This is a genomic window from Streptomyces sp. NPDC048057, assembly GCF_040653095.1.
GTDB lineage: Bacteria > Actinomycetota > Actinomycetes > Streptomycetales > Streptomycetaceae > Streptomyces.
In genome coordinates this window covers 190,014-215,785 of the sequence record NZ_JBEZNF010000015.1, presented here as the reverse complement: position 1 = coordinate 215,785, position 25,772 = coordinate 190,014, and the positions used below count along the sequence as shown (strand labels likewise).

Genomic DNA, 25,772 nt, shown 5'->3' with positions numbered 1-25,772 from the left:
ACCGTCGACAGCGTCAGCCCCACGTCGTCACCGGCTACTTCAAAGCCCCGCACGTCCACTACATCCTCGACGAGTGAACCCAATGAGTTTCTGATGAATAGTACGGACACTCGTGCGATCATCGGCCGCCTCCCCGGATCGCTCCGCATTGGCCATCCGGCACCCACTCGCTGCACTGTCTGAATCCACAACAAGTCACGGACGGGCGTCTGTGATCGTAGCCATCCCGCGCCATGATGCCCACACTTGTTCGAATCATTAGGCCGCTACGACCTATCGGAAGCGCCTCCCCCAAGCCTCTGCCGATCAGCGCCGCGCCATCGACCTCGCAGACAGAACCCCCCGCCGAAACAAGCCGACGGGAGTCAACATCTGTCACACCCGTGTCACCAACAGAGTTGATGTGCCTCGACGGCAAGGCCCAAACTCGGTCAGACGCTCCCAACCTGGACCACGTGGACGCCAGAAGACGGTTGCGCCCATCTGTGCCACGTCGTGCCCAGGGACGGCCCCAGGACGACGACCGGGGCGTCTTCCGGCCCGTCACAGCGGTACTGCCGGGTGTTCATCGGTGTCTCACTCACCCGACTGACCCTCTCATCCGTCACGACAGCCTCTCTGAGCGGTCCCGACTGTAGCGGTCTGAGCAGGTGGAGGACGGCCCGGGCCGGATCTCGCCCCGGCCCTGGCCACTGGGCGGAGGAACGGGCACCCATGCCAGAGTCCCACCAGCCGAAACCGATGGGACTCTGGCGTGCCTCCGCCTCAGTGGTACTGGACTATTTCCGATCCCGATGGATGAACGGGGTCGGAAATCGTTCAGCCGCCGAGCAGCTACGGATCGACTAGCTCTCGCTGAAGTTGGCAGACTTCACGCACGCGGCACCGGGAACGCTCCAACAGAGGTGCATGTAGTACTGCGTGGAGCCCACGATGTCGTACGTCTTGCTGTCGCAGCCCGCGTCGCCGCCGTCGGTAATCGTCCACATGATCCTGTTGTCGGAGACGCGGTACAGGGACATCTGAACGCCGTGACCGTCCGCGTTGGTGTCACAGACGCTGAACCTGTCGCCGTCGTCCTTGAAGTGCGCGGTGCCGCGCCCGTTGAGGACGATGCCCTTGTCCGCTGCGTAGGCCGAGGACGTACCCAGTGCCAGCACGGTGCCCAACGCGACGGCCAGACCTGCGGTCGACCGGACTACGTTCTTCAACTTCACGATTGTTTCCCCCTTGTTTGGCGAAAGCGGTGCAGTCGCCCTTTCTGAACTGCCGGCCCGACTATTGCGCATCACCACGTCGCAAGCAACGGGTATTCGTTTTCCCCGATTCCCCGTCAAATACGGACAAGACTCCGACCGTAGCGGACACGGAGCGATGAAGCTTCACGGGATCTTCCCCGTTTCAGCGAGTGATTCAGCGCACGTTTCCGCAATATGCCGGCTTGCCGGCATACGCCCTTGACGATTCGCACACAATTTCTTGACGATATGCACGCGTCACCCTGATCGTCATGAACACCCGCGGCCGTCCCCGCATGCGCACTGCCCTCGGAGCGCCCACCGGGCCACCCGCCTTCGACCGCGCACAACCGCCACTCTCCGCCCCTGGTCAGCGGATGATCGCCAAGAGACCTGCTAGATACGCGAGTTGCGCAGCGACTGCCACACGGCGCCGGCGAGCGCCCGCGTCGACCGCGGGACCGACAGCTCCTCGTGCTCGCGGTACAGGGCCCAGTTGTACTGCACGAGCGACAGCTTGTTGGAGGACAGCGACCCCGCCTGGTGGGCCCGGTACACCGCAAGCGGCTCGGCCAGGCCCCGGGCGTCGGCACCGTCCCGCATGATCGAGAGCCACAGGGCGTAGTCCTGGCGCTTGCGCATCTCCGGCATCAGCCGCGCGCCCAGGACGTTGCGGTCGTACATGGCCGTCAGGGCGCCGATGTAGTCCCGACGCAGCATCGCCCGGTAGTCCACGTGCCCCCGGGCACGGATCACCCGCCCGTTCGGAACCCAGTCGGTGCTCTCGCCGCCGTGGTCGGCGTCCATCTTGAAGTACGAGGTGAACGTCAGGGGCGCAGTGCCCTCCGCGGCGAAGGCGAGCTGCTTCTCGGTCTTCTCCGGCAGCCACATGTCGTCGCTGTCGAGAAAGGCCACATAGTCCCCCCGAGCCCGCTCGATCGCGAGGTTACGGGCCCGACCCGCACCACCCTGTTCCGGCGCGGACTCGGGCAGGACGCGCTCGTCCTGCTCGGCGAACTCGCGGAGCAGGTCCATGGAGCCGTCGGTGGACTGGTCATCGGTGACCAGCAGCTCCAGATCACCGTGGGTCTGCGTCAACACCGACCGGACGGCTGCACCGAGGGTGGCTGCCGAGTTGTACACGGGCATCACGACAGACACCAGAGGCACAGCGCTTCTCCTTGCCAGAACAGGAACGAAGGTCAATTCAAGCACCATCATCGAGGAGAACGGAGCTGGGCCTGGACGGCACTCACCGGTCACCCTCTCCGCCGCCGTGATGTGGCGCGCCGAAAACGCTGCGGGCCAGCAGCCAGCCCGCTCGTTGCCGCGCCCCGCGAGTCGATCAACCCCGCCCGGATCGGCCGCCGCGCCGTACGGCGGCGAGGGAAGACGATGTCGCCCCGCACCACCACCCGACCCGAGGTGCACACCGCCACCCGATGTCTGACGGCTGCGCCGTACGCGTTCTGCGACCGACACCAACATTGGGTTGATGTGGCGTGTTCGGCCAGAGGGCCGAAGAGTAACTTCTTCAGCACGCACCCTGACAGGACCAGCTGCACCCATATCGAGAGATGCGCGACGTGCCGCAGGGGACGACGGCAAGGGCGCCACGATCACTGCCAGGTCAATCACGAGGTCGCTCCGGAGCAACAAACTTCGCATATAACGCCCAACGGAGTTGAAATCTGCATGCTTGACGTTTTAGGGATGAACACCATCACGGAGTCGGTGTACCGCGGGATGCTGTCACACCCACAGGACGGAGTGGCAGAGCTGTGCAGCAGACTCAATCTCACCGAGGGCGAAGTGCGTACCGCACTGGACGAACTCAGCGAATTGGCGCTCGTCCGTCCATCTGCCGAGAATTCCGGGCATCTGCATGCGGTGAGTCCACATTTGGCCATGGAAATGCTGCTGGCCCGCCAGGAGGCCGATCTCGCCGCCCAGCAGCAGCGGGTCGAGTCGAGTCGCGCGGCCGCAGTGCAGTTGATCTCGGAGTACGCCGACCAGGAGGCGACGAGCGCTGGTGTCGACGTGCAGTACCTCGACGGCGTCGACAGCATCCGCGACCATCTGACGTTGATGTCCCGCGACGTCGTGGAGGAGTTCCTGACCTTCGCCCCGGGGGGACCACAGACCGCGGCCAACATGCACAGCTCCCGCCCCCTGAATCAGGAGCTGCTCCACCGCGGGGTCCACATGCGTACGCTCTACCTCGACAGCATCCGCAATGACCCGGCCACCGTCGTGCACGCGGAATGGTTGACCTCGCTCGGCGCCCAGGTGCGTACGGTGCCAGCCCTACCCAACCGGATGATCATCTGCGACCGCAGCGTCGCTCTCGTGGCGGGCAACAGCGACAACACAGGTGCGGGCGCGACTTTGCTGCGGACGCAAGGCATCCTCACGTCGCTGTGCGCGCTGTTCGAGACCTTCTGGGAGTCCGCCGAGCCGTTGGGTGCGGCACCGAAGGACCTTGACGAGGACGAGTTGACCTCGCAGCAGCTCGTAGCGCTACGCATGCTCGCGCAGGGCTACACGGACGAGGCGATCGCCAAGCGGCTCGGAGTCTCCCCGCGTACCGCCCGGCGCATCTCGACGACCCTGATGACGTACCTCGATGCACGCAGCCGCTTCCAGGCCGGTGTGCACGCGGCGCAGCGAGGGATCATCACGACGTGAAGTAACACCCGCAGACCAGCTGGGCTCCTTCCCGACTCAGCGAGCCGTTTGACCCGGTGGCACCTGATCCCTCGCAGGTGACGCCGGGCCGAAGTCGTTTTCTACAGTTACGCATCCGGTGCTGTACCCCGTGAATCCCGTTTCCCCCTGGACGCTTTGAGTCATGGCATAAAATGGCCCCACGTCACCTGTAGTGACGGAATGCTGATGCCGTCACCCTCGGAGTATGTATCTCGTTCATATCTCTCTTGAGTCGCCATCACACGGGGATTCCCTGCCGCCGGATGCGCATCACATGATTGCCTCTTCTGCCGTCGCTTCGGATGGCATTGAGCACGTTGCGGTGCATGCCTGCGCTCGGCCGCATCCAGTCATTGGGGTCTTGCTGCGCGCACCGTCCCTGGCCACTGCGGAAGCTACGGTCGAACGCATCTGGCGGGAGGCTGCCCGTAGCCACAAAACCTTGTCTTCCTGGGTACTGAAACGTGTCGAAGTCGCCCTGCCGCCTGCCGGGCTGGACTGAATCCCCCTACCCAGACCTCAGCGACGACCCGGCGAACCGCATCGAACACCGAACAGCGGCTTCCTGGACTAAACGGGCCACGGCCACTTCGGTCCATCATTCCCCTCTTCCGGCACCCGCGATCCCCGGTAAGAATCTCGTTCATCAGAAGTACGAACTCGCCGAAACGAGGTCAGCCATGATGAACAAGCGTGCTTCAAAGGCCATTTTCACCAGCGCTTTCGTCACGAATATCGGGTTCGCTGCCCCGACCGCATCCGCATTACCCGATGTCGGAGGGCAGAGCACCGCGACGACCGCGTCGGCCGCATCGGCGAGCAGCGTCGGCTGGCAGTCGCCCTCCGATGACGCCGACGACGCCGGCTGGCAGTAAGCCCCCCAAGGTCCCACCACATCGAAAGGACATCGCATGAGCACCGAGGACGTCCGCATCCAGGGCAACTCGGTCGCCGACCTCGCCGAAGAGTTCGGCACCCCCTTGTTCGTGTACGACGCCGGCGTCCTGGAGCGCACCTACAGCGAACTCCGTGACCAGCTCCCCGACCCGGTCGACATCTTCTTCTCCCTCAAAGCCAACCCGAACATCAGCGTGTGCGGCTACCTCAACAGCCAGGGCGCCGGCGCCGAGGTCTCCTCGTACGCGGAACTGATCACAGCTCTCCGGGCAGGCGTCGATCCGCAGGACATCATCTTCGTCGGGCCGGGCAAGGACGAGCGGGAACTCACCGCCTGCGTCGAGTCCGGGATCCACGCCGTGGTCTGCGAATCCCTCCAGGAAGTGCGCCAGCTGGATGCCGTGGCTGTCGCGCGTGGCGACGGGCCCGTCCCGGTGCTGCTCCGGGTCAACCCTTCCTTCGACACCAAGGGCTCAGGGCTCGCGATGGGCGGCAAGCCCCGCCAGTTCGGCATCGACGAAGAGGAGTTGAGGCGCTCCCGGAGTGAGCTGGCGCATCTGCGGAAGACCAAGATCAAGGGTTTCCACGCCTACATGGGCACCCGCTTCCTCAACCACGAAGACGTCCTTCACAACACCCGAGAGATCCTCGCCACGAGCGAGGACCTGGCCGCACAGCTCGGGTTCCCGCTGGAGGCCGTCGACTTCGGCGGCGGTCTCGGCATCGCGTACTTCGACAACGAGCACGACCTCGACCTGACCGCCCTCGGCGAGGGCATGCGCGAAGCCGTGGCACCCTTCGCCCAGCGCAACCCGAGATGTCGCCTCATCATGGAGCTCGGTCGATTCCTGACCGCCATGGCCGGGATGTACGTCGTCCGTGCCCGCTACGTGAAGGAATCCAAGGGCGAGTTGTTCGTGGTGGCGGATGGCGGCACCAACCACCACATGGCGGCGGTCGGCGTCGGCAGCTTCGTCAAGCGCAACTTCCCCGTTGCCCACCTGGGCCGGCCCGGGGACCGACCCACTCACCGCTACACCCTCACCGGTCCGCTCTGCACGCCGAACGACGTGGTCGCCAAGAAGGTCGAACTGCCCGAGGTGAAAGCCGGTGATCTGATCGGCGTCGAACGTTCCGGTGCCTACGGGCCCACTGCCTCGCCCGGTCTCTTCCTCAGTCATGGCTACCCTGCCGAGGTCATGGTCGTGAACGGCCGAGCCCATGTGGTCAGGGAGCGCGACCTGGCCGAGGACCTCCTCGCCAAGCAGCACCTCATCGACTTCGACGACGCCTCACGGGCGGGTACGTCGTGAACACCGCCACTCCGGTGGGCCCTGCGAACGGCCGGGTCAGAGTCGGCGTCGACGTGCTCGACCGGGCGGAACTCCGCCGTCTGATCACTCGCCCCTGGTTCCTGCGCTTTGGTTACGCCCCCGAGGAGACCGCCCGCGCCGAGGAGATGAGTGCGGAACGACGCCTTGAGTTCCTGGCGGGCCGGTTCGCGGCCAAGGAGGCCGTACTCAAGGTCCTCGGCACCGGAATGCTCCAGGGCGTCGCGCCTCGTGAGATCTACGTGGACCGCGACGCCGACGGCGCTCCCGTAGTCCGCTTCCGCGGCCGGGCCGCCCGGCTGGCGCCTCCGTCGATCGCCCTGTCCATCACTCACAAGCAGAACGTCGTCGCGGCAGTCGCGATCGGGCTGACCCACCCCGCGGGCGTCGACATCGCCGAGGCGGCCAGCGTCCCCGGCCTCATCGACCAACTCCCCGGATCGTCTGGCTCCGCCCTCACTGACAGAGAGGAGCTCGTCACCATGTCCACAGCCGATACCGAACAACAGACCGATCCCACCATCGCCTTCCTGCGGGTACGCATCGGCCAGGAGGACGCCCACTACGGCGGCGGCCTCGTCGACGGTGCCCGCGTACTGCGCCTGTTCGGCGATCTGGTCACCGAGATCACCGTACGCACCGACGGCGACGAGGGCCTGCTGGCCGAGTACTCCGACGTCCGCTTCACCGCACCCGTGGCACCGGGCGACTACATCGAGGCCAGCGGTCGGGTCGTCCGCAGGACCAGGCTGCGCCGCATCGTCAAACTGCAGGCGCACAAGGTCATCGCCGCCCGCCCCGCTGTCGGGGCGAGCGCCGCCGAGGTCCTCGAAGCGCCCCAGCTGGTCTGCGAGGCCACCGCCACCACGGTCGTTCCCCTGCGCGAGACCACACCGCGGAAGCAGCCCGCCCCCGAGGCCCCTGTCGGTGCCGTCTCCGACTCGAAGGAGTCCTGATGCCTTCGGCGCCCCAGCTTCTGCACGACGTCCTCGACCGAGCCGCCCAGCTCACCCCCGACGCCCCGGCCCTCACGACGCAGGGCACGACCCTGACGTACGGCGAACTCGACGCGGCCAGCCAGCGGTTGGCCGCCCGGCTGCACCAGGAGGGGCTGAAGCGCGGCGCACGTGTGGTCGTGACCGCCTCGGACGGACTCTGCATCGCCCTGCTCGTCTACGCAGCCTCACGGATCGGCGTCGTCTTCAGCATCCTGCACGAGCAGGTGCGCGGCGGCCCGCTCGACCACGTGATGAAGGACTGCGAGCCCGCGCTCCTGGTCTCGGACGACCCTCAGGCGGCGCAGACCGCCTTGCAGCACGGCGTGGACTTCCTGAAGTCCGAGGAGACGGTTCGGTCGGCCCTCGACCCGCACACCGAGCTCTGCCCCCCGCCGATCGCCCGCAGCGCCCTCACCGTCGACCCGGTCAGCCTGGTCTACACCTCGGGCACCACCGCCCTGCCCAAGGCCGTCGTCAGCACCCACGCTCAGGTCGTCTTCGCGACCTCGGCCATCCAGGATTGTCTGAACTACCGCAGCGACGACGTCGTCTACTGTCCGCTTCCGCTCTCCTTCGACTACGGCCTCTACCAGGTCTACCTGTCCGCCCTGAGCGGCGCCCACCTCCACCTGGGCACGGTCGCGGAGGTCGGACCGCCGCTGCTGCGCAGCCTGGAAGCGGCTGGTGCCACGGTCCTGCCCGCCGTCCCCTCGGTCTCCGACCGGCTCGCCTGGCTCCTGGGCCGTACCACCGGCAGCCTCAGCAAGCTGCGTCTGCTCACCAACACCGGCGCAGCCCTGTCCGACAGCACCATGTCCGCGCTGCGCGCAGCGCTGCCGAACCTGCGCATCCAGGTCATGTACGGACTCACCGAGTGCAAGCGCACCGCGATCATGCCGCCCGATGGCGACCTCACCCGCCCCGGCTCCTGCGGCACCGCCCTGCCCGGCACCGAGGTCTTCGTGATAGACGACGCCGGCAAGCAGCTCCCTGCCGGCGAGATCGGCCAGTTCGTGGTGCGTGGCCCGAACGTCATGGCCGGCTACTGGCGCCGGCCGGAACTCACCGCCGAGCGCTTCCCCCACGCCGACGGCCTCTTCCCCGAGCTGCGCACCGGGGACTACGGCTGGCAGGACGAGGACGGCTTCCTGTACTTCTCCGGCCGCCGCGACGACCTCTACAAGGAGCGCGGCTTCCGGCTCAGCGCCACCGAGGTCGAGGCTGCCGCCACCAGGGTGGAGGGCGTCACGTCCGCCGCCGTACTGCCGCCCGAGGGCAAGCGCACCGCGGTCCTCGCCGTCGTCTCCGACATCCCTGCCGAAGAGATCCGCGAGGGCATGCGCGAGCAGATCGAACCCTTCAAGATCCCCCGCCGCTGCGTCCGCCTTGAGGCCCTGCCGACCAACGGCAACGGAAAGGTCGACCGCAAGAGGCTGGCCGCCCTGATCGAGCAGACACCGGCCGTCTCGATCAGCGCCGACACCTCTCAGACCCGCACCCCCCACTGACACCAGACATCACCCGGCTCAACACCGAGCGACTACCGGAATAGGGAGACACACATGGACCGCCAGAACGTCGTCACCGCCCTTGAGACCGCCCTCACCGACGTCCTGGATCGCCCCGTCACCGGACTGACCGGCGACGTGAAGCTCTTCGACGACCTGCACCTGGACTCCACGACCATGCTGGAGATGCTGATGGCCCTGGAGGACGCCATCGGCCTGGTCGTCGACCCCGAGGACCTGGACGCGGAGGACTTCGTCTCGGTCGACAGCTTCACCGACTTCGTCCTCTCCTCACAACGCGAGCAGGAAGCGGCATGACCCTCACCCAGCCCGACCTGAGCATCTTCACGGCCCTCGAATCCGAGGTGCGCAGCTACTGCCGCAGCTGGCCCACCGTCTTCAACCGGGCCCGGGGCAGTCGGCTGTACGACGAGGACGGCCATGCCTACCTGGACTTCTTCGCCGGAGCCGGATCGCTCAACTACGGCCACAACAACCCGGTGCTGAAGCGAGCCCTGCTCGACTACTTGGAGCGGGACGGCATCACGCACGGCCTGGACATGTCGACCACGGCCAAACGGACGTTCCTGAAGACGTTCCAGGACAAGATCCTGCGACCGCGCGACTTGCCGTACAAGGTCATGTTCCCGGGGCCCACCGGCACCAACGCGGTGGAGGCAGCGCTGAAGCTGGCCCGCAAGGCCACGGGGCGAGAGACGGTCGTTTCGTTCACGAACGCCTTCCACGGCATGTCCCTCGGTTCACTCGCGGTCACCGGCAACGCCTTCAAACGGTCCGGAGCAGGAATCCCGCTGGTGCACAGCACACCGATGCCGTTCGACAACTACCTTGGCGGGCAGACGCCGGACTTCCTCTGGTTCGAACGGCTGTTGGAAGACCGCGGCTCCGGACTCAACAAGCCGGCCGCCGTGATCGTCGAGACCGTGCAGGGCGAGGGCGGCATCAACGTCGCCCGCGCCGAGTGGCTCAGGGCTCTGCAGGACCTCTGCAGACGCTACGACATGCTGCTCATCGTCGACGACATCCAGATGGGCTGCGGCCGCACCGGCGCCTTCTTCTCCTTCGAGGAGGCAGGCATCAAGCCGGACATCGTGACCGTCTCGAAGTCGATCAGCGGCTACGGACTCCCCATGTCGCTCTGTCTGTTCAAGCCGGAGTGGGACCTGTGGGAGCCGGGCGAGCACAACGGCACCTTCCGCGGCAACAACCCGGCCTTCGTCACGGCGACGGCCGCGATCTACGCCTACTGGTCCGAAGGTCTGCTCGAAAAGCAGACGCTGGCCAACGGTGAGCACGTGGAGGCGGCCCTGTGCGACATCGCCGCCCGTCACGACGGATCCTCCCATCGCGGCCGGGGCCTCGTGTGGGGCCTGGAGTTCGCCCGTCCGAGCCGGGCGACCGAGGTGGCGCGCCGAGCCTTCGAGCTCGGCCTGCTGATCGAGACCTCCGGCACCCGGAACGAAGTCGTCAAGCTCCTGCCGTCGCTCACCATCACGCCGGACGAACTGGACGAGGGCCTGCGCATCGTCGACCGCGCCATCCGCGAGACCGTCTGACCCCGTCGAACTCACCCGAACAGGCACCGAAGAAGGAGCCAACTCGCCATGATCGTACGCTCGTTCAAAGACATCGAGAACACCGACCGCCACGTCAAGGGCGCCAAGGGCACCTGGGAGAGCAAGCGCATCGTGCTCGCCAAGGAGCGCGTCGGCTTCTCACTCCACGAGACCGTCGTCTACGCGGGCACCACCACGTCCATGTGGTACGCGAACCACATTGAGGCCGTTCTCTGCGTCGAGGGCGAGACCGAGCTGACCAACGACGAGACCGGCGAGAAGCACTGGATCACGCCGGGCACCATGTACCTGCTCGACGGCCACGAGAAGCACACCCTGCGCGCCGCATCCAACTCCCGCTTCATCTGCGTCTTCAACCCCCCGGTCACCGGCGGCGAGGACCACGACGAGAACGGTGTGTACCCGCTCCTGACTGGGGACGAGGTGGCCTGACGATGCATCCCACCGCACCCGAGCACGCCTCGTCCAAGGCCCCGACCACCATGCCCAAGAAGCACGTTGCCTTCCGCCGCCCGCGCATCGAGGACGGGCCGGCCATCTGGAAGCTGGTCGAGGACACCCCGGGCTTGGACTCCAACAGCCCGTACTACTACACCCTCTGGTTCCGCGACTTCGCTGACGGATCGCTCCTCGCGACCGTCGACGGCCGGACCGTCGGCTTCCTCACCGGATACCGCCGACCCGAGGAGCCCGACACCTACTTCGTGTGGCAGACCGCGGTCAGTCCCCGCCACGGCATCCCGTTCCTCGGCGTGAAGCTCTTCGAGCAGGCTGTCGAACAGCAGGTCGCCAGGGGCGCCCGACACGTCGAGGCCACGGTCTCCGCCGAGAACAAGGCGATCATCATGGTTCTGAAGAAGATCGCCAAGAAGTACGGTGCGACCATCGAGACCGGTGTGCTCTTCCCGGGCAGCCTCCTCTCGTCCGCGTCCCCGGACGGGGCGGTCGCCACCGACGACGCTCACCACGACGAGATCCTCTACCGCATTGGCCCTCTGCCGCACCGGTGACCCTGCTGCAAGCATGGACCGGTCATCGCCGAACGTCCCGGGTGCGGGTGCGGTGCAGTTCGTGACCACGCCGGTACGCAACCGCACCCGCCTGCCCCGGCCGCCTCCTGCCCCAGGATTCCTTCATGACGTCGAGTGACGAAACCCTCTCAACCTCCCCCATCGACACCAACCCTGAGTCCCCGAGGGGTCGTGGCGTCCACCGCGCCTGGTTGGTCGCCGCCGTCGCCGGCCTCACCATCGTCACCGCAGGCGCGTTCTCCACGATGCCGGGCCTGCTCCTCGACCCGTTGCACGACGAGTTCCAGTGGTCCCGCGGCTCGATCGGCTTCGCCTCGGCGGTGAACATGGTTCTCTACGGCCTGACCGCGCCGTTCGCCGCCGCGCTGATGGACCGATTCGGCATGCGTCGCGTGGTGACCTGCGCCCTCCTGACCATCGCAGCAGGTGCGCTCCTCACGACCACCATGACCAGTGCCTGGCAGCTAACGCTGTTCTGGGGCCTGTTGGTGGGTCTGGGTACCGGCTCCATGGCCATGGCCTTTGCGGCGACCGTCACCAACCGCTGGTTCGTCAAGCGGCGCGGCCTGGTCACCGGCGTCCTCGCCTCGGCCAGTGTCTTCGGACAGATGATCTTCCTGCCGGGTCTCGCCTGGGTCGTGGACACGTACAGTTGGCGTCCGGCCAACATCACCCTCGCCCTGGGGGCGCTGGTCGTCGGCCCCCTCGTCTGGTTGTTCCTGCGGGACCACCCGGCGGACGTGGGCCAGCGGGCGTACGGTGCGAAGGAGTTCCAACCAGAGCCGGCGCCCGTTCCGGGCGCAGCACACCGTGCCGTCCGCGTCCTGAACGACTCGGCCAGGACCACCCCGTTCTGGCTGATGGCATCGGCCTTCGCGATCTGCGGCGCCTCCACCAACGGCATCATGTGGACGCACTTCACGCCTGCTGCGCACGACCACGGAATGCCCACCACGGTCGCCGCCTCGCTCCTCGCGGCCATCGGCGTCTTCAACGTGGGCGGCACCATCGCTTCGGGCTGGCTCACCGATCGCCACGACGCCCGCCGCCTCCTCGGCATCTACTTCGGCCTCCGCGGGCTGCTGCTGATGTTCCTACCGCTGATGATGTCGGCGACCGTGCAGGTCTCCATGATGTTCTTCGTCGCACTCTTCGGCCTGCTCGACCTTGCCACGGTCCCGCCGATCGTCGCCCTGTGCCGTGAGTTCTACGGCGAGGACAGCGCCATCGTCTTCGGCTGGGTCAATGCTGCCCACCAGGTCGGTGCGGCCCTGATCGCCTTCGCTGGAGGCGTGGCCCGCGACCTGTTCGGCAGCTACGACGTGGTGTGGGTGGCCGTGGGCGTGCTGTGCGCGATGGCGGCTCTGCTGTCCCTGGTGATCCAAAGGACGCCGGCGACGCCCTGGGCCTCGACCCAACAAGAGGAAGCGCAGTCCTAACAGTGCGTGCCAGTGCCCGTACGCACTCATTGTGGTGGGAAGCCGCGCGCGTGGGCCAGGGGCACGTTCTCGGAGGTGCACACCCGCTCGTGCCGGCGGTACGGAAGCGACCTCGTTCTGTCCGAAGGACCGGTTCCGGTGAGGGCGCGGCGGTCCTAGGGTCGGGTCGACCGAAACCGGCCCGGTCCTGTTCGTGAGGGTCCGGGCGTACCGTCGTGGCAGTCGACAGGAGTGGCGATGTGGGCGTGGATGTCCACGGACGGCATGCCGGCGGGTGACCGCGCGGAGTGGTTCCACGACCTCGTCTCCCGGACCGTGTCGCCGCACCGGCTCGCGATCACCGACGGCGCCACCTTCACCGCCCGGGCGGGCACGTTGAGTCTGGGCCCCCTGGAGATGTCCCTGCACTCCAACTCGGGGCACTTCGCCTGGCGCACGCCGCAACTGATCCGCCGGGGGGATCCGGAGCACTACCTCCTGGCGCTGATCACCCAGGGCACGAAGACCATCTCGCAACGTCGGACGGACAGCCGGATGGGCGCCGGGGACGTGGTCCTGTGGGACACCTCCCACCCCTACGTCGCCCAGTCCCCCGCTTCCGGCCAGACACAGATGATCGTCCTCCACATCCCCCGCGACCGGATGCTCCTGCCCGAGGACCGGCTCGACGCGGCGTTGGGCAGTCGGTTCGCCACCACGACCGGTGTCGCCGCGGTGCTCCGTGAGTTCCTCGGGTCGCTCCGCCGCCACGCGGACGAGGGCTCCCCCGCCGGACGGGAACTGCTCGCGCGGACGACGCTCGACCTGGTCACCGGAGCCCTCGCCCAACAGCTCGACCTGGCGGACCACGTACCGTCCGACACGCGCAAGGAGATCACTCTGCGGCGGATCGACGCCTTCATCGACCACCACCTCGGCGACCACGAGCTGACGCCCGGGGTCATCGCCGCCCGCCACCACGTCTCCGTCCGCACGCTGCACGCGCTCTTCCGGTCGCGCGGCGAGGCCGTGGCCGCCTCCATCACCCGTCGGCGCCTCGGTCGCTGCCGCGCCGACCTCGCCGACCCCGACCAGGCACACCGCCCGGTCCACGAGATCGCGGCGCGCTGGGGCTTCGTGCGGCCGGACGGCTTCAGCCGGGCGTTCCGGAAGGCCTACGGCATCTCGCCCCGGGAGTACCGGCGGCTGAGCCGGACGGAGGGGACAGCCTCCCTCCGACGGTCGACCGATCCGACGGCGGAGGGCCGGTCGACCGTTTGACGACGTGCGCCAAACCGGTTCCCCCGTGGGCCATGTCCCGCAAGCTATCCCCGGACTCGACGGACGACTTGGCCCCGCCCGCACGTTCTCTTGGCCTGTGGTGCCTGCCGCCCGTCAAGCAGGTCGGCGTAGGCCCGGCAGGACGGCCCCCGAGCGATCGACCGCGGAAACTGACTCAGCACGTCCACGGCGCGGGATGTAGAGAAGCGGGTTTCTGCTTCGACGTACCCACGACACCCGCGGAGCAACGGCACCCGCGGACGAGCTAAGGAACGAACGACATGAGCAAGGTCACCACCGGCGCCACGATGTCCCTGGACGGCTTCATCGCCGGACCGGAGGAGAGCGGCTTCGACCTGCTGTTCCAGTGGTACGGCAACGGCGACGTCGAGATCCCGACGGCCAGCCCCGACGTGCCGCCGCTCCGGGTCTCCGCGGCGAGTGCCGCGGTGGTCGAGGAGGAGTGGGCGAGCACGGGTGCGCTGGTCGTCGGGCGACACCTGTACGACATGACGAACGCCTGGGGCGGACGCCACCCGATGGACGTGACCGTGGTCGTGCTCACGCACCAGCGCCCGCAGGACCGTCCCGAGGACGACGAGGACTTCGTCTTCGTCACCGAGGGCGTCGAGGCGGCAGTAGCCAGGGCGAAGGAGTTGGCCGGCGGGAAGGACGTCGTGGTGAACGGTGGGCAGATGGCCCGGCAGTGCCTGCAGGCCGGGCTGCTCGACGAGGTCGGCATCGCGCTGGTGCCGGTCGTCCTGGGCAGCGGGAAGACGCTCTTCGGGGCACGCGGTGAACTCGGTGAACTCGGTGAACTCGGTGAACTCAGCGTCGCGCCGGTGCAGTTCGACGGACCCGTCTCGGTCGTCGAAGGCACCGGCGTCACCCACCTGCGCTACCGGGTCAAGCGGCCCCTCAGTTCGTGAAGTCCACCCCGCCGTCGCGCCGGGTCCGGTCGACCGACAGGCTGAAGACGTCGGGGCGGCCGTAGTGGCCGGCGACGTCCAGGTCCAGGGTCTCCTCGTAGCGGCGGGCCGGGTCGAGGACGGCGGTGATGATGCGCGCCTGGTCGTGGACGGGCTCCACGACCCAGGAGCCGTCGGGGGCCACCACGCTCGACCCTCCGGTGAACAGCGGACCCTCCGTCGGGGCGTCGGGGCCCACCCCCTTGCGGTAGGCGGCCAGCAGGTCGTCGGGGACGTCGTCGGTGGTGAGGACGAGGCCCGCCGAGACCACGAAGCAGCGGCCTTCCAGCGCGTACGAGCGGGCCGCGATCACATGGCTCTCCGGCATGTCCGGCCAGGCGGCGACGTGGATCTCCTCGTGCTGCGCGTGCAGCGCGTGCCGGGCCAGCGGGTGGAAGTGCTCCCAGCAGACCAGCGAGCCCACCCGGCCCGCGGGGGTGTCGACGACCCGGAGGCCGGCGCCGTCCCCGGCGGCCCAGACGATCCGCTCGGTGTGGGTGGGGGTCAGCTTGCGGTGCACGTTGAGGGTGTTGCCGTCGGGGCCGATGGTCACCAGCGAGTTGTAGAGCGATCCGGAGGAGGGCGCGGGCCGCTCGTTCAGGCCGAGGACCACGGTCACCCCGTGCTCGCGGGCCGCGGCCCGCACCGGGGCCAGGGCGTCGTCACCCGACGGGTCCAGGACGGGGCTCTGCTCCAGGAGCCGGGCGTGCCAGTGGCGGGCTTCCGCGTCCCGCCAGCCGGCCAGCCCGAACACCCACGCCGGGTAGCAGGTCAGCCAGGTCTCGGGGAAGACGACGAGGTCGGCGCCCGCCCGCGCGGCCTCGGTGACGTGCGCGGTGGCGCGGCGCAGCGACTCCTCCAGGTCCAGGAGGGCGGGCGGCTGCTGGACGATGGCGACGGTGGTGGTCATGACTGTTCCTGCCCGAGGTGTGCGTACAGCGCGGGACGCCGGTCGGCGTGGACGTCGTTGAGTTCGCTCACGGCCTTGTTGCGGGCCTCGGCGAGATCGAGCGTGGCGGTGAGGAGCGCCTCCTCACCGAGGCGCAACTCGGTGGCGGGGTAACCGTCGGCGTCGACGATCACGCTGCCGCCGAGCCAGTCCTGCCCCCGTTCGGTGCCGGTGCGGTCGGCGACCGCGACGAACATGCGGTTGACGGAGGCGTCGGCCTGGATGCGGACGATCTCGCCCGGTCGCTCGCCCTCGGGGCGCGGGTACAGCGGCCAGTTGACCGGGCCGCACAGCAGTTCGGCGCCGGCCAGGGCCGCTTGCCGGACCCACTCGGGGAACTCCAGGTCGTAGCAGACCATGAAGCCGATGCGGCCGTGGAGGGTGTCGACGACGGGCGGGGCTCCGCTGCCGGGGGTGAAGCCCCAGGTCTTCTCGCCGTTCCACAGGTGGGCCTTGCGGTACGTGGCGCGCAGCCCGGTCGGGTCGACGAGGGCGGCCGCGTTGTAGACGTGGCCGTCCTCACCGCGCTCGGCGAAGCCCCCGACGATGACGAGCCCGTGGCGGGCGGCGAGCGCCGCCCACCGGGTGATCGTGTCGCCGTCGGTGGGCTCGGCCGCGGTGCGCAGTTCGGCCGCGTCGGTGAAGACGTAGCCGGTGTTGGCCAGCTCCGGCAGGACCACGACGTCGGCGCCGCGCTCCGCCGCCGCCTGAACCGCCGCGTCGATCCGCTGCCGGTTGCCGGCAGGGTCGCCGACCCGGGGGGCGATCTGGCAGACGGCGACGGTGACCCCCGTGGCCGTCGGTAGGGCGGTGGTCGCGGCGCGGCGCGCTTGCTGGCTCATCGGTCGGATCCCTCCAGTTCGGCTTCGCTCGCCACCCGGGCGACGGCCTCGGCCTCATGGTCCAGGTTCCGGGAGAACAGCAGGTAGAGCACGCCGGAGACGGTCAGTCCGACGACGAACGAGAAGTCCGCGCCGCCGAGGGCGTCGGCGACGGGGCCGACGTAGAAGGTCGTCGAGAAGAACGGGATCATCGCGGCGAACCCGATGACGTACGCGGTGACGCCCCGCCACGCCCAGCGGCCGTAGATGCCGTCGGGCTTGAGGATCTCGGCGATGGCGTACTTGCCGCGGCGCACGAAGTAGAAGTCGACCAGGTTGACCGCGGTCCACGGGACGAGGAAGTACAGCATCATCAGCACGAAGTTGTTGAAGCTGCCGATGTAGTCGTCCGGGATCAGCAGGGCGACCACCAGGGACACCAGGCCGACCACGACGAGCCCGGTGACGCGCAGCCGCACGGTGGGGCGGACCTTGCGGAAGCCGTCCAGCGCGCTGGCGCCGGTGAGCATCGCGCCGTAGGCGTTGACGCCCATGATGGAGATCAGGGCGAGGACCGAGGTCATCACGACGATCAGGCCGAAGCCGGGGAAGAGCAGGTCGCCGACTTCGCGCAGGGCGAGGATCGGGTCGGGGTCGGGCAGGTAGCTGGCGAGGATCGCACCCAGCGACATCAGCCAGACCGCGGAGAACGCGGCGCCGGTGTACACGGCGGCGATCAGGCCGCGCGCGGGGACGTTCGCCGGGAGGTAGCGGGTGTAGTCGGAGACGTACACCGAGTAGCTGATGTTGTATCCGGCGGCCAGCGAGAACTGCACCAGGAAGGCGGTCAGGTCCCAGCCGGCGGTGGCGGCGGGCACGTCCGCGGGGACGGGGTTGGAGCCGAAGTTGACGATCGCGACCACGGTGAGCACGGCGAAGACGACGACCAGCAGGTACGTCAGCCAGCGCTGGACGAAGTGGAGCAGGTCGTGGCCGACGACGGCGATGACGATGGACAGCGCGATCAGGACCGGATACCAGAACAGCTTGCCGTCCGGCAGCAGCAGTCCGAGGCCCTGCTCGGCGAGGACCGTGTCGAAGACGAGGAAGCCCACGTAGACGAAGACGGTCGCGGCGAACGGCACGGTGGAGCCCCGGCTGCCGAACTGGGCGCGGGACTGGATCATCTGGGGCAGGCCCATCCGGGGGCCCTGGTTGGCGTGGAAGGCCATGAAGAACGTGCCGGCGCCGACGCCGAGCACGATCGCCAGCACGCTGTACCAGACGCTCAGTCCCATGGAGGCGCCGACGAAGCCGGCGACCATCGTCGGCAGGACGAAGTTGCCGGTGAACCAGAAGGGTCCCTGGTGCCAGACCTTGCCGTGCCGCTCGGCGGCCGGCACGTAGTCGATGGAGTGCTGTTCGATCGCTGAGTCGCGCTGGGTCGCGACGTCCGAGGAGGTCATGGCCTTCCCCTATCGTTCCTGGGGCCGGTCGTCCGGCTCGGGCAGGTGGTCGGGCGTCATCGCCGAGAGGATCTCGTAGGCGGTGTGGGCGGCGGCGACGGCGGTGAGCTGGGCGTGGTCGTAGGCGGGGGCCACCTCGACCACGTCGGCGCCCACCAGGTGCACCTCGCGCAGGGCGCGGATCATCGCGAGCAGTTCGCGACTGGTCATCCCGCCCGCCTCGGGGGTCCCGGTGCCGGGGGCGTGCGCCGGGTCGAGGACGTCGATGTCGATGGAGAGGTACACCGGCCGGTCGCCGAGGCGTGCGAGCATGCGCTCGATCGCCCGGGGCAGGCCCTCCTCCTCGATCTCGGGGCTGGAGATCACGGCGAACCCGAGGCGGGCGTCGTCCCGCAGGTCCTGGCGCGAGTACAGCGGTCCGCGGGTGCCGACGTGCAGGCTGGCGGTGAGGTCGATGAGCCCCTCCTCGGACGCGCGGCGAAAGGGGGTGCCGTGCGTGACCGGGGCGCCGAAGTAGGTGTCCCAGGTGTCGAGGTGGGCGTCGAAGTGGAGCACCGCGAGGGGGCCGTGCCGGCGGGCGGCGGCCCGCAGCAGCGGGAGGGCGATGGTGTGGTCGCCGCCCAGGGTCAGCAGTCGGGTGCCGTCCGAGGTCAGCTCTTCGGCGGCGGTCTGGATCTGGGCGACCGCCTCGTCGAGGCTGAACGGGTTGGCGACCACGTCGCCGGCGTCGGCGACCTGCTGTGCGGCGAAGGGCTCCACGTCCTGCGCCGGGTTGTACGGCCGCAGCAGCCGGGACGCCTCGCGGATGTGCGCGGGCCCGAACCGGGCACCGGGTCGATAGCTCACCCCGCTGTCGAAGGGCACGCCGACGACGGCGATGTCGGCCCGCCCCACGTCTTCCAGGCGGGGCAGGCGCGCGAAGGTCGCGATGCCCGCGTAGCGGGGGCTCACGCTCGCGTCCGGGGGACCGACCGGGGGCCTTTGGGGTTCGACGCTGTTCATCCGAACCTCGGATCTGTTCCAGGAGGGGAAGTTACCTATACACAACAAATAATGCTTATTAGGCAACTTTCATTCCGGGTAGTGTTTGCCCTGAGCAACCGCTCTGTCAAGAGTTGTCCAGAGGCCGAACGAGTGACGCGAGGACTTCGATGAAAGCGCTGCACCCGACGCCGTCCGCTGATCCGGTACGCGTCGGAGCGCGCCTGCGGGCCTCCCGCAAGGCCCAGGGCCTCACCATCGAGCAGGTCGCCGCCGCCACCGGCCTCACCCGGGGATTCCTCAGCCGGGTCGAGCGGGACGAGACCTCACCCAGCGTCTCCTCGCTGGTCACCCTCTGTCAGGTGCTGTCCCTGCCGGTCGGCTCGCTCTTCGAGGGCGCCGACAGCGAACTCATCCGCGGCGACGCGGCCCCGCGCCTGAACATGGGCGGCCACGGCGTCGAGGACCGGATGGTCACCCCCCGCGCCCAGTCGAAGATCCAGATCCTGCGATCGCACCTGGAGCCGGACGCGCACGGCGGTGACGAGCTGTACACGATCAACTGCGACGTGGAGGTGCTGCACGTCATCAGCGGCGAGGTCACCATCCGCTTCACCGACCACACCCAGACGCTCGCCGCCGGGGACACCCTCACCTTCTCCGGCCGCGAACCGCACACCTGGCGCAACTCGGGATCCGGCCCGGCGGAAGTGACGTGGACCTTCGTCCCCGCGCCCTGGAGCGGTACGCACTAGAGCGCGGAACGGGGTTGGCCCGGACCGCGCGGTCCGGGCCAACCCCGTCTCATGGGTGACGCTTCGTCAGTGGACCCGGCCCGCGGGGACCTCGTCCCGCTCCGACGCCTGACCGGGAGTCGGATCGCCGTCGGAGTCCTGCGGTGCGGCGGCCGGGGCCGGGCGGGCGCCCCGGTCGAAGGCCGAGCCGAGCACGACCACGACGGCCGCGCCGACGAGGATGAGGGAGACGCCCCAGGTGGCGTTGGTCGCGCTGGCGCCGACGATGGCCAGGGCCGCCAGCGGAGCCAGGCCGCCCGAGAGCGCGGCGCCGATCTCCCGTCCGGTGCCGACCCCGCTCACCCGGACGTCCGCCGGGAACTGGCGGGAGAGGAAGGCGCCCTGCGGGGCGAACATGGCCGGTGCCAGCACGCCCGTCGCGATGATCAGACAGACCCAGATCACCACGGAGTTCTGCGTGTCGAGCAGGACGAAGAACGGGAAGGCGAAGAGCCCCGAGGCGATGCCGCCGACCGCGAGCACCTTGCGGCTGCCGAAGCGGTCGCTGGCCCAGCCGAAGAGCGGCACGGTGACGATGGCGGTGGCACTGGCCAGGGTGATGCCGAAGGCGCCGACGCTCGCCGAGACGTCCTGGAAGTCCGAGAGATAGGCCAGCGAGAAGGTCTTGAAGATGTAGCTGAGGGCGTTGTAGCCGAGCGAGACGGCCAGCACCACGATCAGGCCGCGCCGCTGCTTGCGCAGCAGGGTGACGAACGGCATCTGCGGGGCGGTGTCCTGCTGCTTCTTCTTGTCGCGCTGGAAGTCGGGCGACTCCGGCACCCGGCGCCGCACCCACAGGCCCACGCCGGCGAGGGCGAAGCTCGCGACGAACGGGACGCGCCAGCCCCAGTCCAGCAGGACGTCCTCGTCCAGGGTGGTGAGCACGGTGACGGTCAGCGAGGACAGCAGCAGTCCGAGGTTGAGCCCCAGGGCCGGCCAGGCTCCCTGCCGGCCGCGCCGGTTCTCGTCGGCGTGTTCGTAGGCGACCACCGCCGCGCTGGCGTACTCGGCTCCGGAGCCGAGGCCCTGGAGGATGCGCAGGACCACCAGGGCGGCGGGGGCCGCGACGCCGATGCTCTCGTACGTGGGCAACAGTCCGATGAGCCCGGTGGAGACGCCCATCAGCACGAAGGTGATGATCAGTACGTTCCGTCGGCCGATGCGGTCGGCGAGGTGGCCGAACAGGATGCCGCCCAGCGGGCGGGCCAGGAAGCCGGCCGCGAAGGTCGCAAAGGCGGCCATGGTGCCGGCCGTGTCGTCGGTCTGCGGGAAGAAGATCTTGCCGAAGACCAACGCGGCCATGGAGGCGTAGAGATAGAAGTCGTACCACTCCAGCGCGGAACCCACGATGGTGGCGGTGGCGACGCGGCGGCGGGCGGTGGCCGGGGGAGGTCCGGAGTCCGGCGCGTCTGTCTGCGGGTGCTTCGCCATGTGCTGTCCTCGATCACCTTTGAAAGAGCAAAGAGCGGGGTGGAGCAGGGAAAGGGGAAGTGGGGGGCGGGGTCTGCGTCGGCCGGCGGGGAGAGGGCGGTCAGGTCGCGGCGGACTCTTCGCGCGCGGCGCGGGCCGCGTCCTCGTGGCCGAGCTGTTCGAAGACGTCGGCCGCGATCTTGCTGCCGATGTGGAGGCTCGACGTGGCCGCGGGGGACGGCGCGTTGAGCACGTGGACGGCGCGCGGGGTGCGGTTGATGATGAAGTCGTCGACGAGTTGCCCGTCCGCCGTGACCGCCTGGGCGCGTACGCCGCTGCCGTGCCGTCGCATGTCCCGGCTCTCGATCTCCGGGACCAGGCGGCGGACTTCGCGGACGAACAGGGGCCACACCAGCGAGCGGGTGATCTCGGTGACCCCGTGTCGCCAGAAGCGGCGGGCGAGACCGCGCAGGGCCGGGTCCCGCAGCAGTTCGCCCAGCAGGCGGGGTTCGACGTCGCGCCAGCGGTAGCCCTCGCGGGCCAGTGCGGGCACCGCGTTGGGGCCCACGTGGACCGTGCCGTCGAGCATGGGGGTGATGTGCACGCCGAGGAAGGGCAGCTCGGGGTCGGGCACGGGGTACACGGGGTTGTTGATCAGCCCGCGGCGACCCGGCCTGACCTCGGCGTACTCCCCGCGGAAGGGCATGATCCGCACCGTCGGGCGGTCACCGGCCGCCGCCGCGATCTTGTCGCTGTGCAGTCCCGCGCAGTTGACGAGGATCCGGGCCCGCAGCTCCTCGCGGGGCGTACGGATCACGGTCCGGTCGCCCGAGGTGTCGAAGGACAGGGCCGGCGACTGGGTGCGCAGTTCGGCGCCGAGCCCGGTCAGCTCGGCGGCGAGCGCGCGGCACACCTGGCCGAAGTCGGTCATCGCGGTGTCCGCGACCGACAGCGCGGCCACCCCGGCGACGTGCGGCTCCCGCTCGGCGAACTCGCCGCGGCTCAGCCGCTGCACGGTGACGCCGTTCGCCCGGCCGCGCTCGGCGAGTGCGTCCAGTCCGGGCAGTTGCGCCGTGGAGGTGGCCACCACGAGCTTGCCGGTGCGCTTGACGGGCACGTCGTGCTGCTCGCAGTACCGGATCATCTCCTCGCCGCCGGCCCGGGCGAGCCGGGCCTTGAGGGAGCCGGGCGCGTAGTACAGACCGCTGTGGATCACGTTGCTGTTGTGCCCGGACTGGTGGGCGCCCCAGTGCGCCTCCTTCTCCAGGACCGTGACGGAGAGGTCGGGCCTGGCCCGCAGCAGCGCCCGGGCCGTGGCGAGCCCGAGCAGCCCCCCTCCGATGACGGCGACGTCGATGGCACGTGACATCAGGCAGCCCTTTCTGGTGGCGTGGACGCATGGCGCGAAGGCGTGGTCCGCAGTGGCTGTATACATTCGGTGTGAACGAGTGGCGAATGTATACAGTCGCTGCGGGGAAGCACAAGGGATAGAGTGACGAAGTGACCCGAGCAGCCCGGACCCCCAGCAGCACGAGCAACAGCGCCGGCGTCATCGCCGAACGGCTACGCACCTCCATCCGCAACGGCGGGCTGCTCCCGGGCACCCGCCTGGTGCAGGAGAAGCTCGCGACCGAGTTGAAGGTCAGCCGTATCCCCCTGCGCGAGGCCCTGCACACGCTCGCCGCCGAGGGCCTGATCGACGTGGTGCCGCAGCGCGGCATGCTCGTCGCCGAGCTGAGCCATGGCGAGATCGCCGAACTCTTCGAGCTGCGCCTCCAGTTGGAGCCGAACCTGTCCGAGGAGATCGTCCGCGGCTGCCGCGACCGCGACATCGACGCACTCCAGGAACTCGCCGACGAGATGCGCCGACAGGGCGCCGACGCCGCGGTCCGCGCCTCCCTCAACTACGAGTTCCACCGACGCGTGTACGCCCTGTCCGAGCGCCGGCTCACCCTGCGCTTCGTCGACCAACTGCTGCACCTGGTCGAGCCGTACAGCCGACGCTGGGTGCGCTCGGGCCACGACCTCGAACGCATCGACGACGAACACCAGCAGATGGTCGACGCGTTGCGCGACCGCGACGCCGCGGCCCTGCGCCGTGCGATCACCGCACACGTCGAAGGCGGCCGTGATCACGTCATGGCGGCGCAGCGCTCGTAGCCCGCGCGCGCCCTTGCGCCTCTGTACGTAGCCGCCGCAACCCTGCGGGAGCGTTGGCCTCTGCGGCCCGGTGGTGGGCTCTTCGGCGCAGTTCCTTACCTGTACGCCCCGAGGGCAACGCCGCTGCTACAGCGGGCGCGGTAGCGCCGTGGGTGGCTGGGCAATCGTGGCGACCACAGCCCGTTCGTGGCTTGTCGCGCAGTTCCGCCCCCTGTGCCCTGCGGGCACGGGGGGGGACCCCCAGCGCCCCAAACCCCCTGTCCCGAGCGTGCAGACGAGTGGCGGGGCAGCGAAACAGGGGCGCTTACGGGGTCGTGGTGGAGACCACGTACACCCTGGGGCGTTCGGTCTTGGTCAGGTCGACCACCACGTGCTGGGTGGGCCGGGGCTTGTCCTGCGGATTGGACAGCCCGGTCCAGGCCTGCTCCCCCGGGGTGAACGTCCACCCCACCGTTGTCGCCTCCTTGGTGCCGATGGTGATCAGGCCCGGCTGGAGGGCGGCCCGGCTGGTGCCCATCGACTCCAGGAAGAGGTCGAGGCCGGCGGAGGTGGTGGTGAACTGGACGTACAGCCGACTGGTCTTCCAGTTGCTGGTCTCGAAGTAGGCGACCCGCTCCGACTCCGGGGGGATCGGCACCTCGAAGATGCGCCGCTTCATCTGCGAGGGCCAGCTCTCGCGCAGGCCGGTCGCCGAGGACTCCGCGGCCTTGTCCCGGCCGCTGTCACGGCTCTGCTCGGCGGACACGACCAAGTATCCGGCGGGGATCCCGATGAGCAGCACGATGACGACCGCCGTCAGCCAACGGCGGATGATCATGTGCCGGCGGCCCTCGGGAGGCCGGAAGCCGGTCTCGTCCACGGGTGCGGACTGGCGGGGTACGACGCTCATGACTGCGGTTCCTGGTGGGGTGGGCGGAACTGAAGTCTACGGTTCACCGGCGCGAACGTGCTCCGGAGGCGCGTCCGGGCGGGCCGGGGAACGGGTCCGGTCAGGTCTCCCGGGGGGAGCGGGCGGCGCCCGGGTTGCGCAGGGCCTGGGCGTAGCGCTCGTACCGCTCGTGGCGTTCGACCCGGCGGCGGTTGGCGCGGCGGAAGCGGCGGGCGACCAGCCTGGCGAGGTCCGCGGCGCCGACCATGCCGGCCTCGGGGCCGAGCTGGGCGCGGACGATCCGGGCCTCGGGGCGGTAGCCGCGGCCGGTCAGATGGCGGCGGAAGGCGTCCCGCGCCGGGGCGATCAGCAGGTCGTCCGCGGCGCTCACGCCGCCGCCGATCACGAAGCAGGACGGATCGAGCGCGGCGGCGAGGTTCGCGATGCCGACGCCCAGCCACTGGCCGATGTCCTGGAACAGCTCCACGCACATCGCGTCGCCGTCCCGGGCCAGCTCGGTGATCAGCGGTCCGGTGACGTCGCCGATGTTGCCGCCGACGCGGTCGATCAGGCCGTGGGCCACCGGGGAGTCGGCGGCGGCCAGCTCACGGGCCTCGCGCACCAGCGCGTTGCCCGAGCTGTACTGCTCCCAGCAGCCGCGGTTGCCGCACGGGCAGCGGTGGCCGCCGGGGACGACCTGCATGTGGCCGAACTCGCCGGCGACTCCGTACTTGCCCCGCTTGACCTGCCCGTCCTCCAGGATCGCGCCGCCGATGCCGGTGCCGAGGGTGATCATCACCAGGTGGTCCTCGCCCCGGCCGGCGCCGAAGCGCCACTCCGCCCACGCGGCGGTGTTGGCGTCGTTGTCGACGAGGACGGGCACGGCGAGGCGGGCGGAGAGGGCGTCCCGCAGGGGTTCGTTGCGCCAGGCCAGGTGCGGGGCGAAGAGGACCTTCGAGCGCTCCGCGTCGACCCAGCCGGCCGCGCCGATGCCGACGGCGTGCACGTCGTGGCGGTCGGAGAGGTCGAGGACGAGTTCGCAGATGGTGTCCTCGACGACCTTCGGGCTCTTCGACTTGTGCGGGGTCTCGGTGCGGACCTTCTCCAGGATCACGCCGTCCGCGTCGACGACCCCGGCCATGACCTTCGTCCCGCCGATGTCGATGCCGACGGTGGGCACGCGCGGTGCGGTCAGGTGCGACCGGCGCTCTCGGGTCCCGACGGTACGCAGGACGGTGGCGCGGGCGGAGCCGCGGTGCGCGAAGTCGCGGTAGGTGCTCATGTACCTGCGGGGTCTCGGGGGCGGGGGGCGTGTTGCGTGACGGGAGGGCCCGCCGGACCCGATT

25 protein-coding genes are annotated in these 25,772 nt (G+C 69.2%); 15 read left to right on the top strand and 10 right to left on the bottom strand.

What is annotated here, in order from left to right; translation table 11 throughout:
- Positions 1-845 precede the first annotated feature (845 nt).
- A complete protein-coding gene (locus AB0E05_RS19815) occupies positions 846-1,211 on the bottom strand; it encodes a hypothetical protein (RefSeq protein ID WP_361965109.1) in 366 nt (121 codons plus the stop codon).
- Positions 1,212-1,634: 423 nt separating this feature from the next.
- On the bottom strand, positions 1,635-2,408 hold the full coding sequence (locus AB0E05_RS19810; protein ID WP_361965107.1) for a glycosyltransferase family A protein: 774 nt from the start codon (positions 2,406-2,408) through the stop codon (positions 1,635-1,637).
- 525 nt (positions 2,409-2,933) lie between these two features.
- Here AB0E05_RS19810 and AB0E05_RS19805 point away from each other — a divergent pair.
- The 13 genes from AB0E05_RS19805 to AB0E05_RS19745 all read left to right on the top strand — a co-directional run bounded on the left by AB0E05_RS19805 (position 2,934) and on the right by AB0E05_RS19745 (position 14,938).
- The gene (locus AB0E05_RS19805) at positions 2,934-3,926 is read left to right on the top strand and encodes a helix-turn-helix transcriptional regulator (protein WP_361965105.1); all 993 of its coding nucleotides are present in this window, start codon (positions 2,934-2,936) and stop codon (positions 3,924-3,926) included.
- Positions 3,927-4,152: 226 nt separating this feature from the next.
- A complete protein-coding gene (locus AB0E05_RS19800) occupies positions 4,153-4,449 on the top strand; it encodes a hypothetical protein (protein WP_361965103.1) in 297 nt (98 codons plus the stop codon).
- A 178-nt stretch (positions 4,450-4,627) separates the two neighbouring features.
- Positions 4,628-4,822 carry a hypothetical protein gene (locus tag AB0E05_RS19795; protein WP_361965101.1) on the top strand — a complete coding sequence of 65 codons (195 nt, stop codon included), beginning with the start codon at positions 4,628-4,630 and terminating at the stop codon, positions 4,820-4,822.
- A 36-nt stretch (positions 4,823-4,858) separates the two neighbouring features.
- On the top strand, positions 4,859-6,157 hold the full coding sequence (locus AB0E05_RS19790) for a type III PLP-dependent enzyme (protein ID WP_361965099.1): 1,299 nt from the start codon (positions 4,859-4,861) through the stop codon (positions 6,155-6,157).
- Positions 6,154-7,131 carry a holo-ACP synthase gene (locus AB0E05_RS19785; protein ID WP_361965097.1) on the top strand — a complete coding sequence of 326 codons (978 nt, stop codon included), beginning with the start codon at positions 6,154-6,156 and terminating at the stop codon, positions 7,129-7,131. Before AB0E05_RS19790 ends, AB0E05_RS19785 begins: the two co-directional genes overlap by 4 nt.
- A complete protein-coding gene (locus AB0E05_RS19780) occupies positions 7,131-8,681 on the top strand; it encodes a class I adenylate-forming enzyme family protein (protein ID WP_361965095.1) in 1,551 nt (516 codons plus the stop codon). Before AB0E05_RS19785 ends, AB0E05_RS19780 begins: the two co-directional genes overlap by 1 nt.
- Positions 8,682-8,735: 54 nt before the next feature.
- Positions 8,736-8,999 (top strand): phosphopantetheine-binding protein, encoded by a 264-nt coding sequence (locus tag AB0E05_RS19775; protein ID WP_361965093.1) that lies wholly within the window; start codon positions 8,736-8,738, stop codon positions 8,997-8,999.
- Positions 8,996-10,258 (top strand): diaminobutyrate--2-oxoglutarate transaminase, encoded by a 1,263-nt coding sequence (ectB, locus tag AB0E05_RS19770; RefSeq protein WP_361965091.1) that lies wholly within the window; start codon positions 8,996-8,998, stop codon positions 10,256-10,258. The genes AB0E05_RS19775 and ectB overlap by 4 nt, the downstream gene beginning before the upstream one ends.
- Positions 10,259-10,306: 48 nt before the next feature.
- The gene (locus AB0E05_RS19765; protein WP_361965089.1) at positions 10,307-10,711 is read left to right on the top strand and encodes an ectoine synthase; all 405 of its coding nucleotides are present in this window, start codon (positions 10,307-10,309) and stop codon (positions 10,709-10,711) included.
- A 2-nt stretch (positions 10,712-10,713) separates the two neighbouring features.
- Positions 10,714-11,289, top strand: a complete 576-nt coding sequence (gene ectA / locus AB0E05_RS19760; RefSeq protein ID WP_361965087.1) for a diaminobutyrate acetyltransferase — start codon at positions 10,714-10,716, stop codon at positions 11,287-11,289.
- Positions 11,290-11,414: 125 nt separating this feature from the next.
- On the top strand, positions 11,415-12,749 hold the full coding sequence (locus tag AB0E05_RS19755) for an MFS transporter (RefSeq protein WP_361965085.1): 1,335 nt from the start codon (positions 11,415-11,417) through the stop codon (positions 12,747-12,749).
- A gap of 249 nt (positions 12,750-12,998) precedes the next feature.
- On the top strand, positions 12,999-14,009 hold the full coding sequence (locus tag AB0E05_RS19750) for a helix-turn-helix domain-containing protein (RefSeq protein WP_361965083.1): 1,011 nt from the start codon (positions 12,999-13,001) through the stop codon (positions 14,007-14,009).
- A 281-nt stretch (positions 14,010-14,290) separates the two neighbouring features.
- On the top strand, positions 14,291-14,938 hold the full coding sequence (locus AB0E05_RS19745) for a dihydrofolate reductase family protein (protein WP_361965081.1): 648 nt from the start codon (positions 14,291-14,293) through the stop codon (positions 14,936-14,938).
- On the opposite strand, the gene AB0E05_RS19740 is transcribed toward AB0E05_RS19745, so the two are convergent.
- Genes AB0E05_RS19740 through speB form a run of 4 tightly spaced genes read right to left on the bottom strand, consistent with a single transcriptional unit; the run spans position 14,928 to position 19,215 of the window.
- Positions 14,928-15,887: a carbon-nitrogen hydrolase family protein gene (locus AB0E05_RS19740; RefSeq protein WP_361965079.1), complete on the bottom strand. Its 960-nt coding sequence runs from the start codon at positions 15,885-15,887 to the stop codon at positions 14,928-14,930. The genes AB0E05_RS19745 and AB0E05_RS19740 overlap by 11 nt on opposite strands.
- Positions 15,884-16,768, bottom strand: a complete 885-nt coding sequence (locus AB0E05_RS19735; protein ID WP_361965077.1) for a nitrilase-related carbon-nitrogen hydrolase — start codon at positions 16,766-16,768, stop codon at positions 15,884-15,886. Before AB0E05_RS19735 ends, AB0E05_RS19740 begins: the two co-directional genes overlap by 4 nt.
- Positions 16,765-18,213 carry a cytosine permease gene (locus AB0E05_RS19730; protein WP_361965075.1) on the bottom strand — a complete coding sequence of 483 codons (1,449 nt, stop codon included), beginning with the start codon at positions 18,211-18,213 and terminating at the stop codon, positions 16,765-16,767. Before AB0E05_RS19730 ends, AB0E05_RS19735 begins: the two co-directional genes overlap by 4 nt.
- Positions 18,214-18,222: 9 nt before the next feature.
- Complete coding sequence (gene speB, locus AB0E05_RS19725) at positions 18,223-19,215, bottom strand: agmatinase (RefSeq protein ID WP_361965073.1); 993 nt, start codon at positions 19,213-19,215, stop codon at positions 18,223-18,225.
- Positions 19,216-19,364: 149 nt separating this feature from the next.
- Here speB and AB0E05_RS19720 point away from each other — a divergent pair, with 149 nt between their 5' ends.
- On the top strand, positions 19,365-19,949 hold the full coding sequence (locus AB0E05_RS19720; protein WP_361965071.1) for a helix-turn-helix domain-containing protein: 585 nt from the start codon (positions 19,365-19,367) through the stop codon (positions 19,947-19,949).
- Positions 19,950-20,015: 66 nt separating this feature from the next.
- Here AB0E05_RS19720 and AB0E05_RS19715 read toward each other — a convergent pair whose 3' ends face one another.
- Entirely contained in the window at positions 20,016-21,419 is a 1,404-nt protein-coding gene (locus AB0E05_RS19715) for an MFS transporter (protein ID WP_361965069.1), read from the bottom strand.
- Positions 21,420-21,519: 100 nt separating this feature from the next.
- Positions 21,520-22,767 (bottom strand): L-2-hydroxyglutarate oxidase, encoded by a 1,248-nt coding sequence (gene lhgO, locus AB0E05_RS19710; protein WP_361965067.1) that lies wholly within the window; start codon positions 22,765-22,767, stop codon positions 21,520-21,522.
- A gap of 131 nt (positions 22,768-22,898) precedes the next feature.
- Here lhgO and AB0E05_RS19705 point away from each other — a divergent pair, with 131 nt between their 5' ends.
- Positions 22,899-23,558, top strand: a complete 660-nt coding sequence (locus AB0E05_RS19705; RefSeq protein WP_361965065.1) for a GntR family transcriptional regulator — start codon at positions 22,899-22,901, stop codon at positions 23,556-23,558.
- A 304-nt stretch (positions 23,559-23,862) separates the two neighbouring features.
- Here the strand turns inward: AB0E05_RS19705 and AB0E05_RS19700 are convergent, their stop codons facing one another.
- Both AB0E05_RS19700 and AB0E05_RS19695 read right to left on the bottom strand, forming a co-directional pair.
- Positions 23,863-24,447 carry a hypothetical protein gene (locus AB0E05_RS19700; protein WP_361965063.1) on the bottom strand — a complete coding sequence of 195 codons (585 nt, stop codon included), beginning with the start codon at positions 24,445-24,447 and terminating at the stop codon, positions 23,863-23,865.
- Between the two features lie 100 nt (positions 24,448-24,547).
- Positions 24,548-25,708, bottom strand: a complete 1,161-nt coding sequence (locus tag AB0E05_RS19695) for an ROK family glucokinase (protein ID WP_361965060.1) — start codon at positions 25,706-25,708, stop codon at positions 24,548-24,550.
- Between the last annotated feature and the right edge of the window lie 64 nt (positions 25,709-25,772).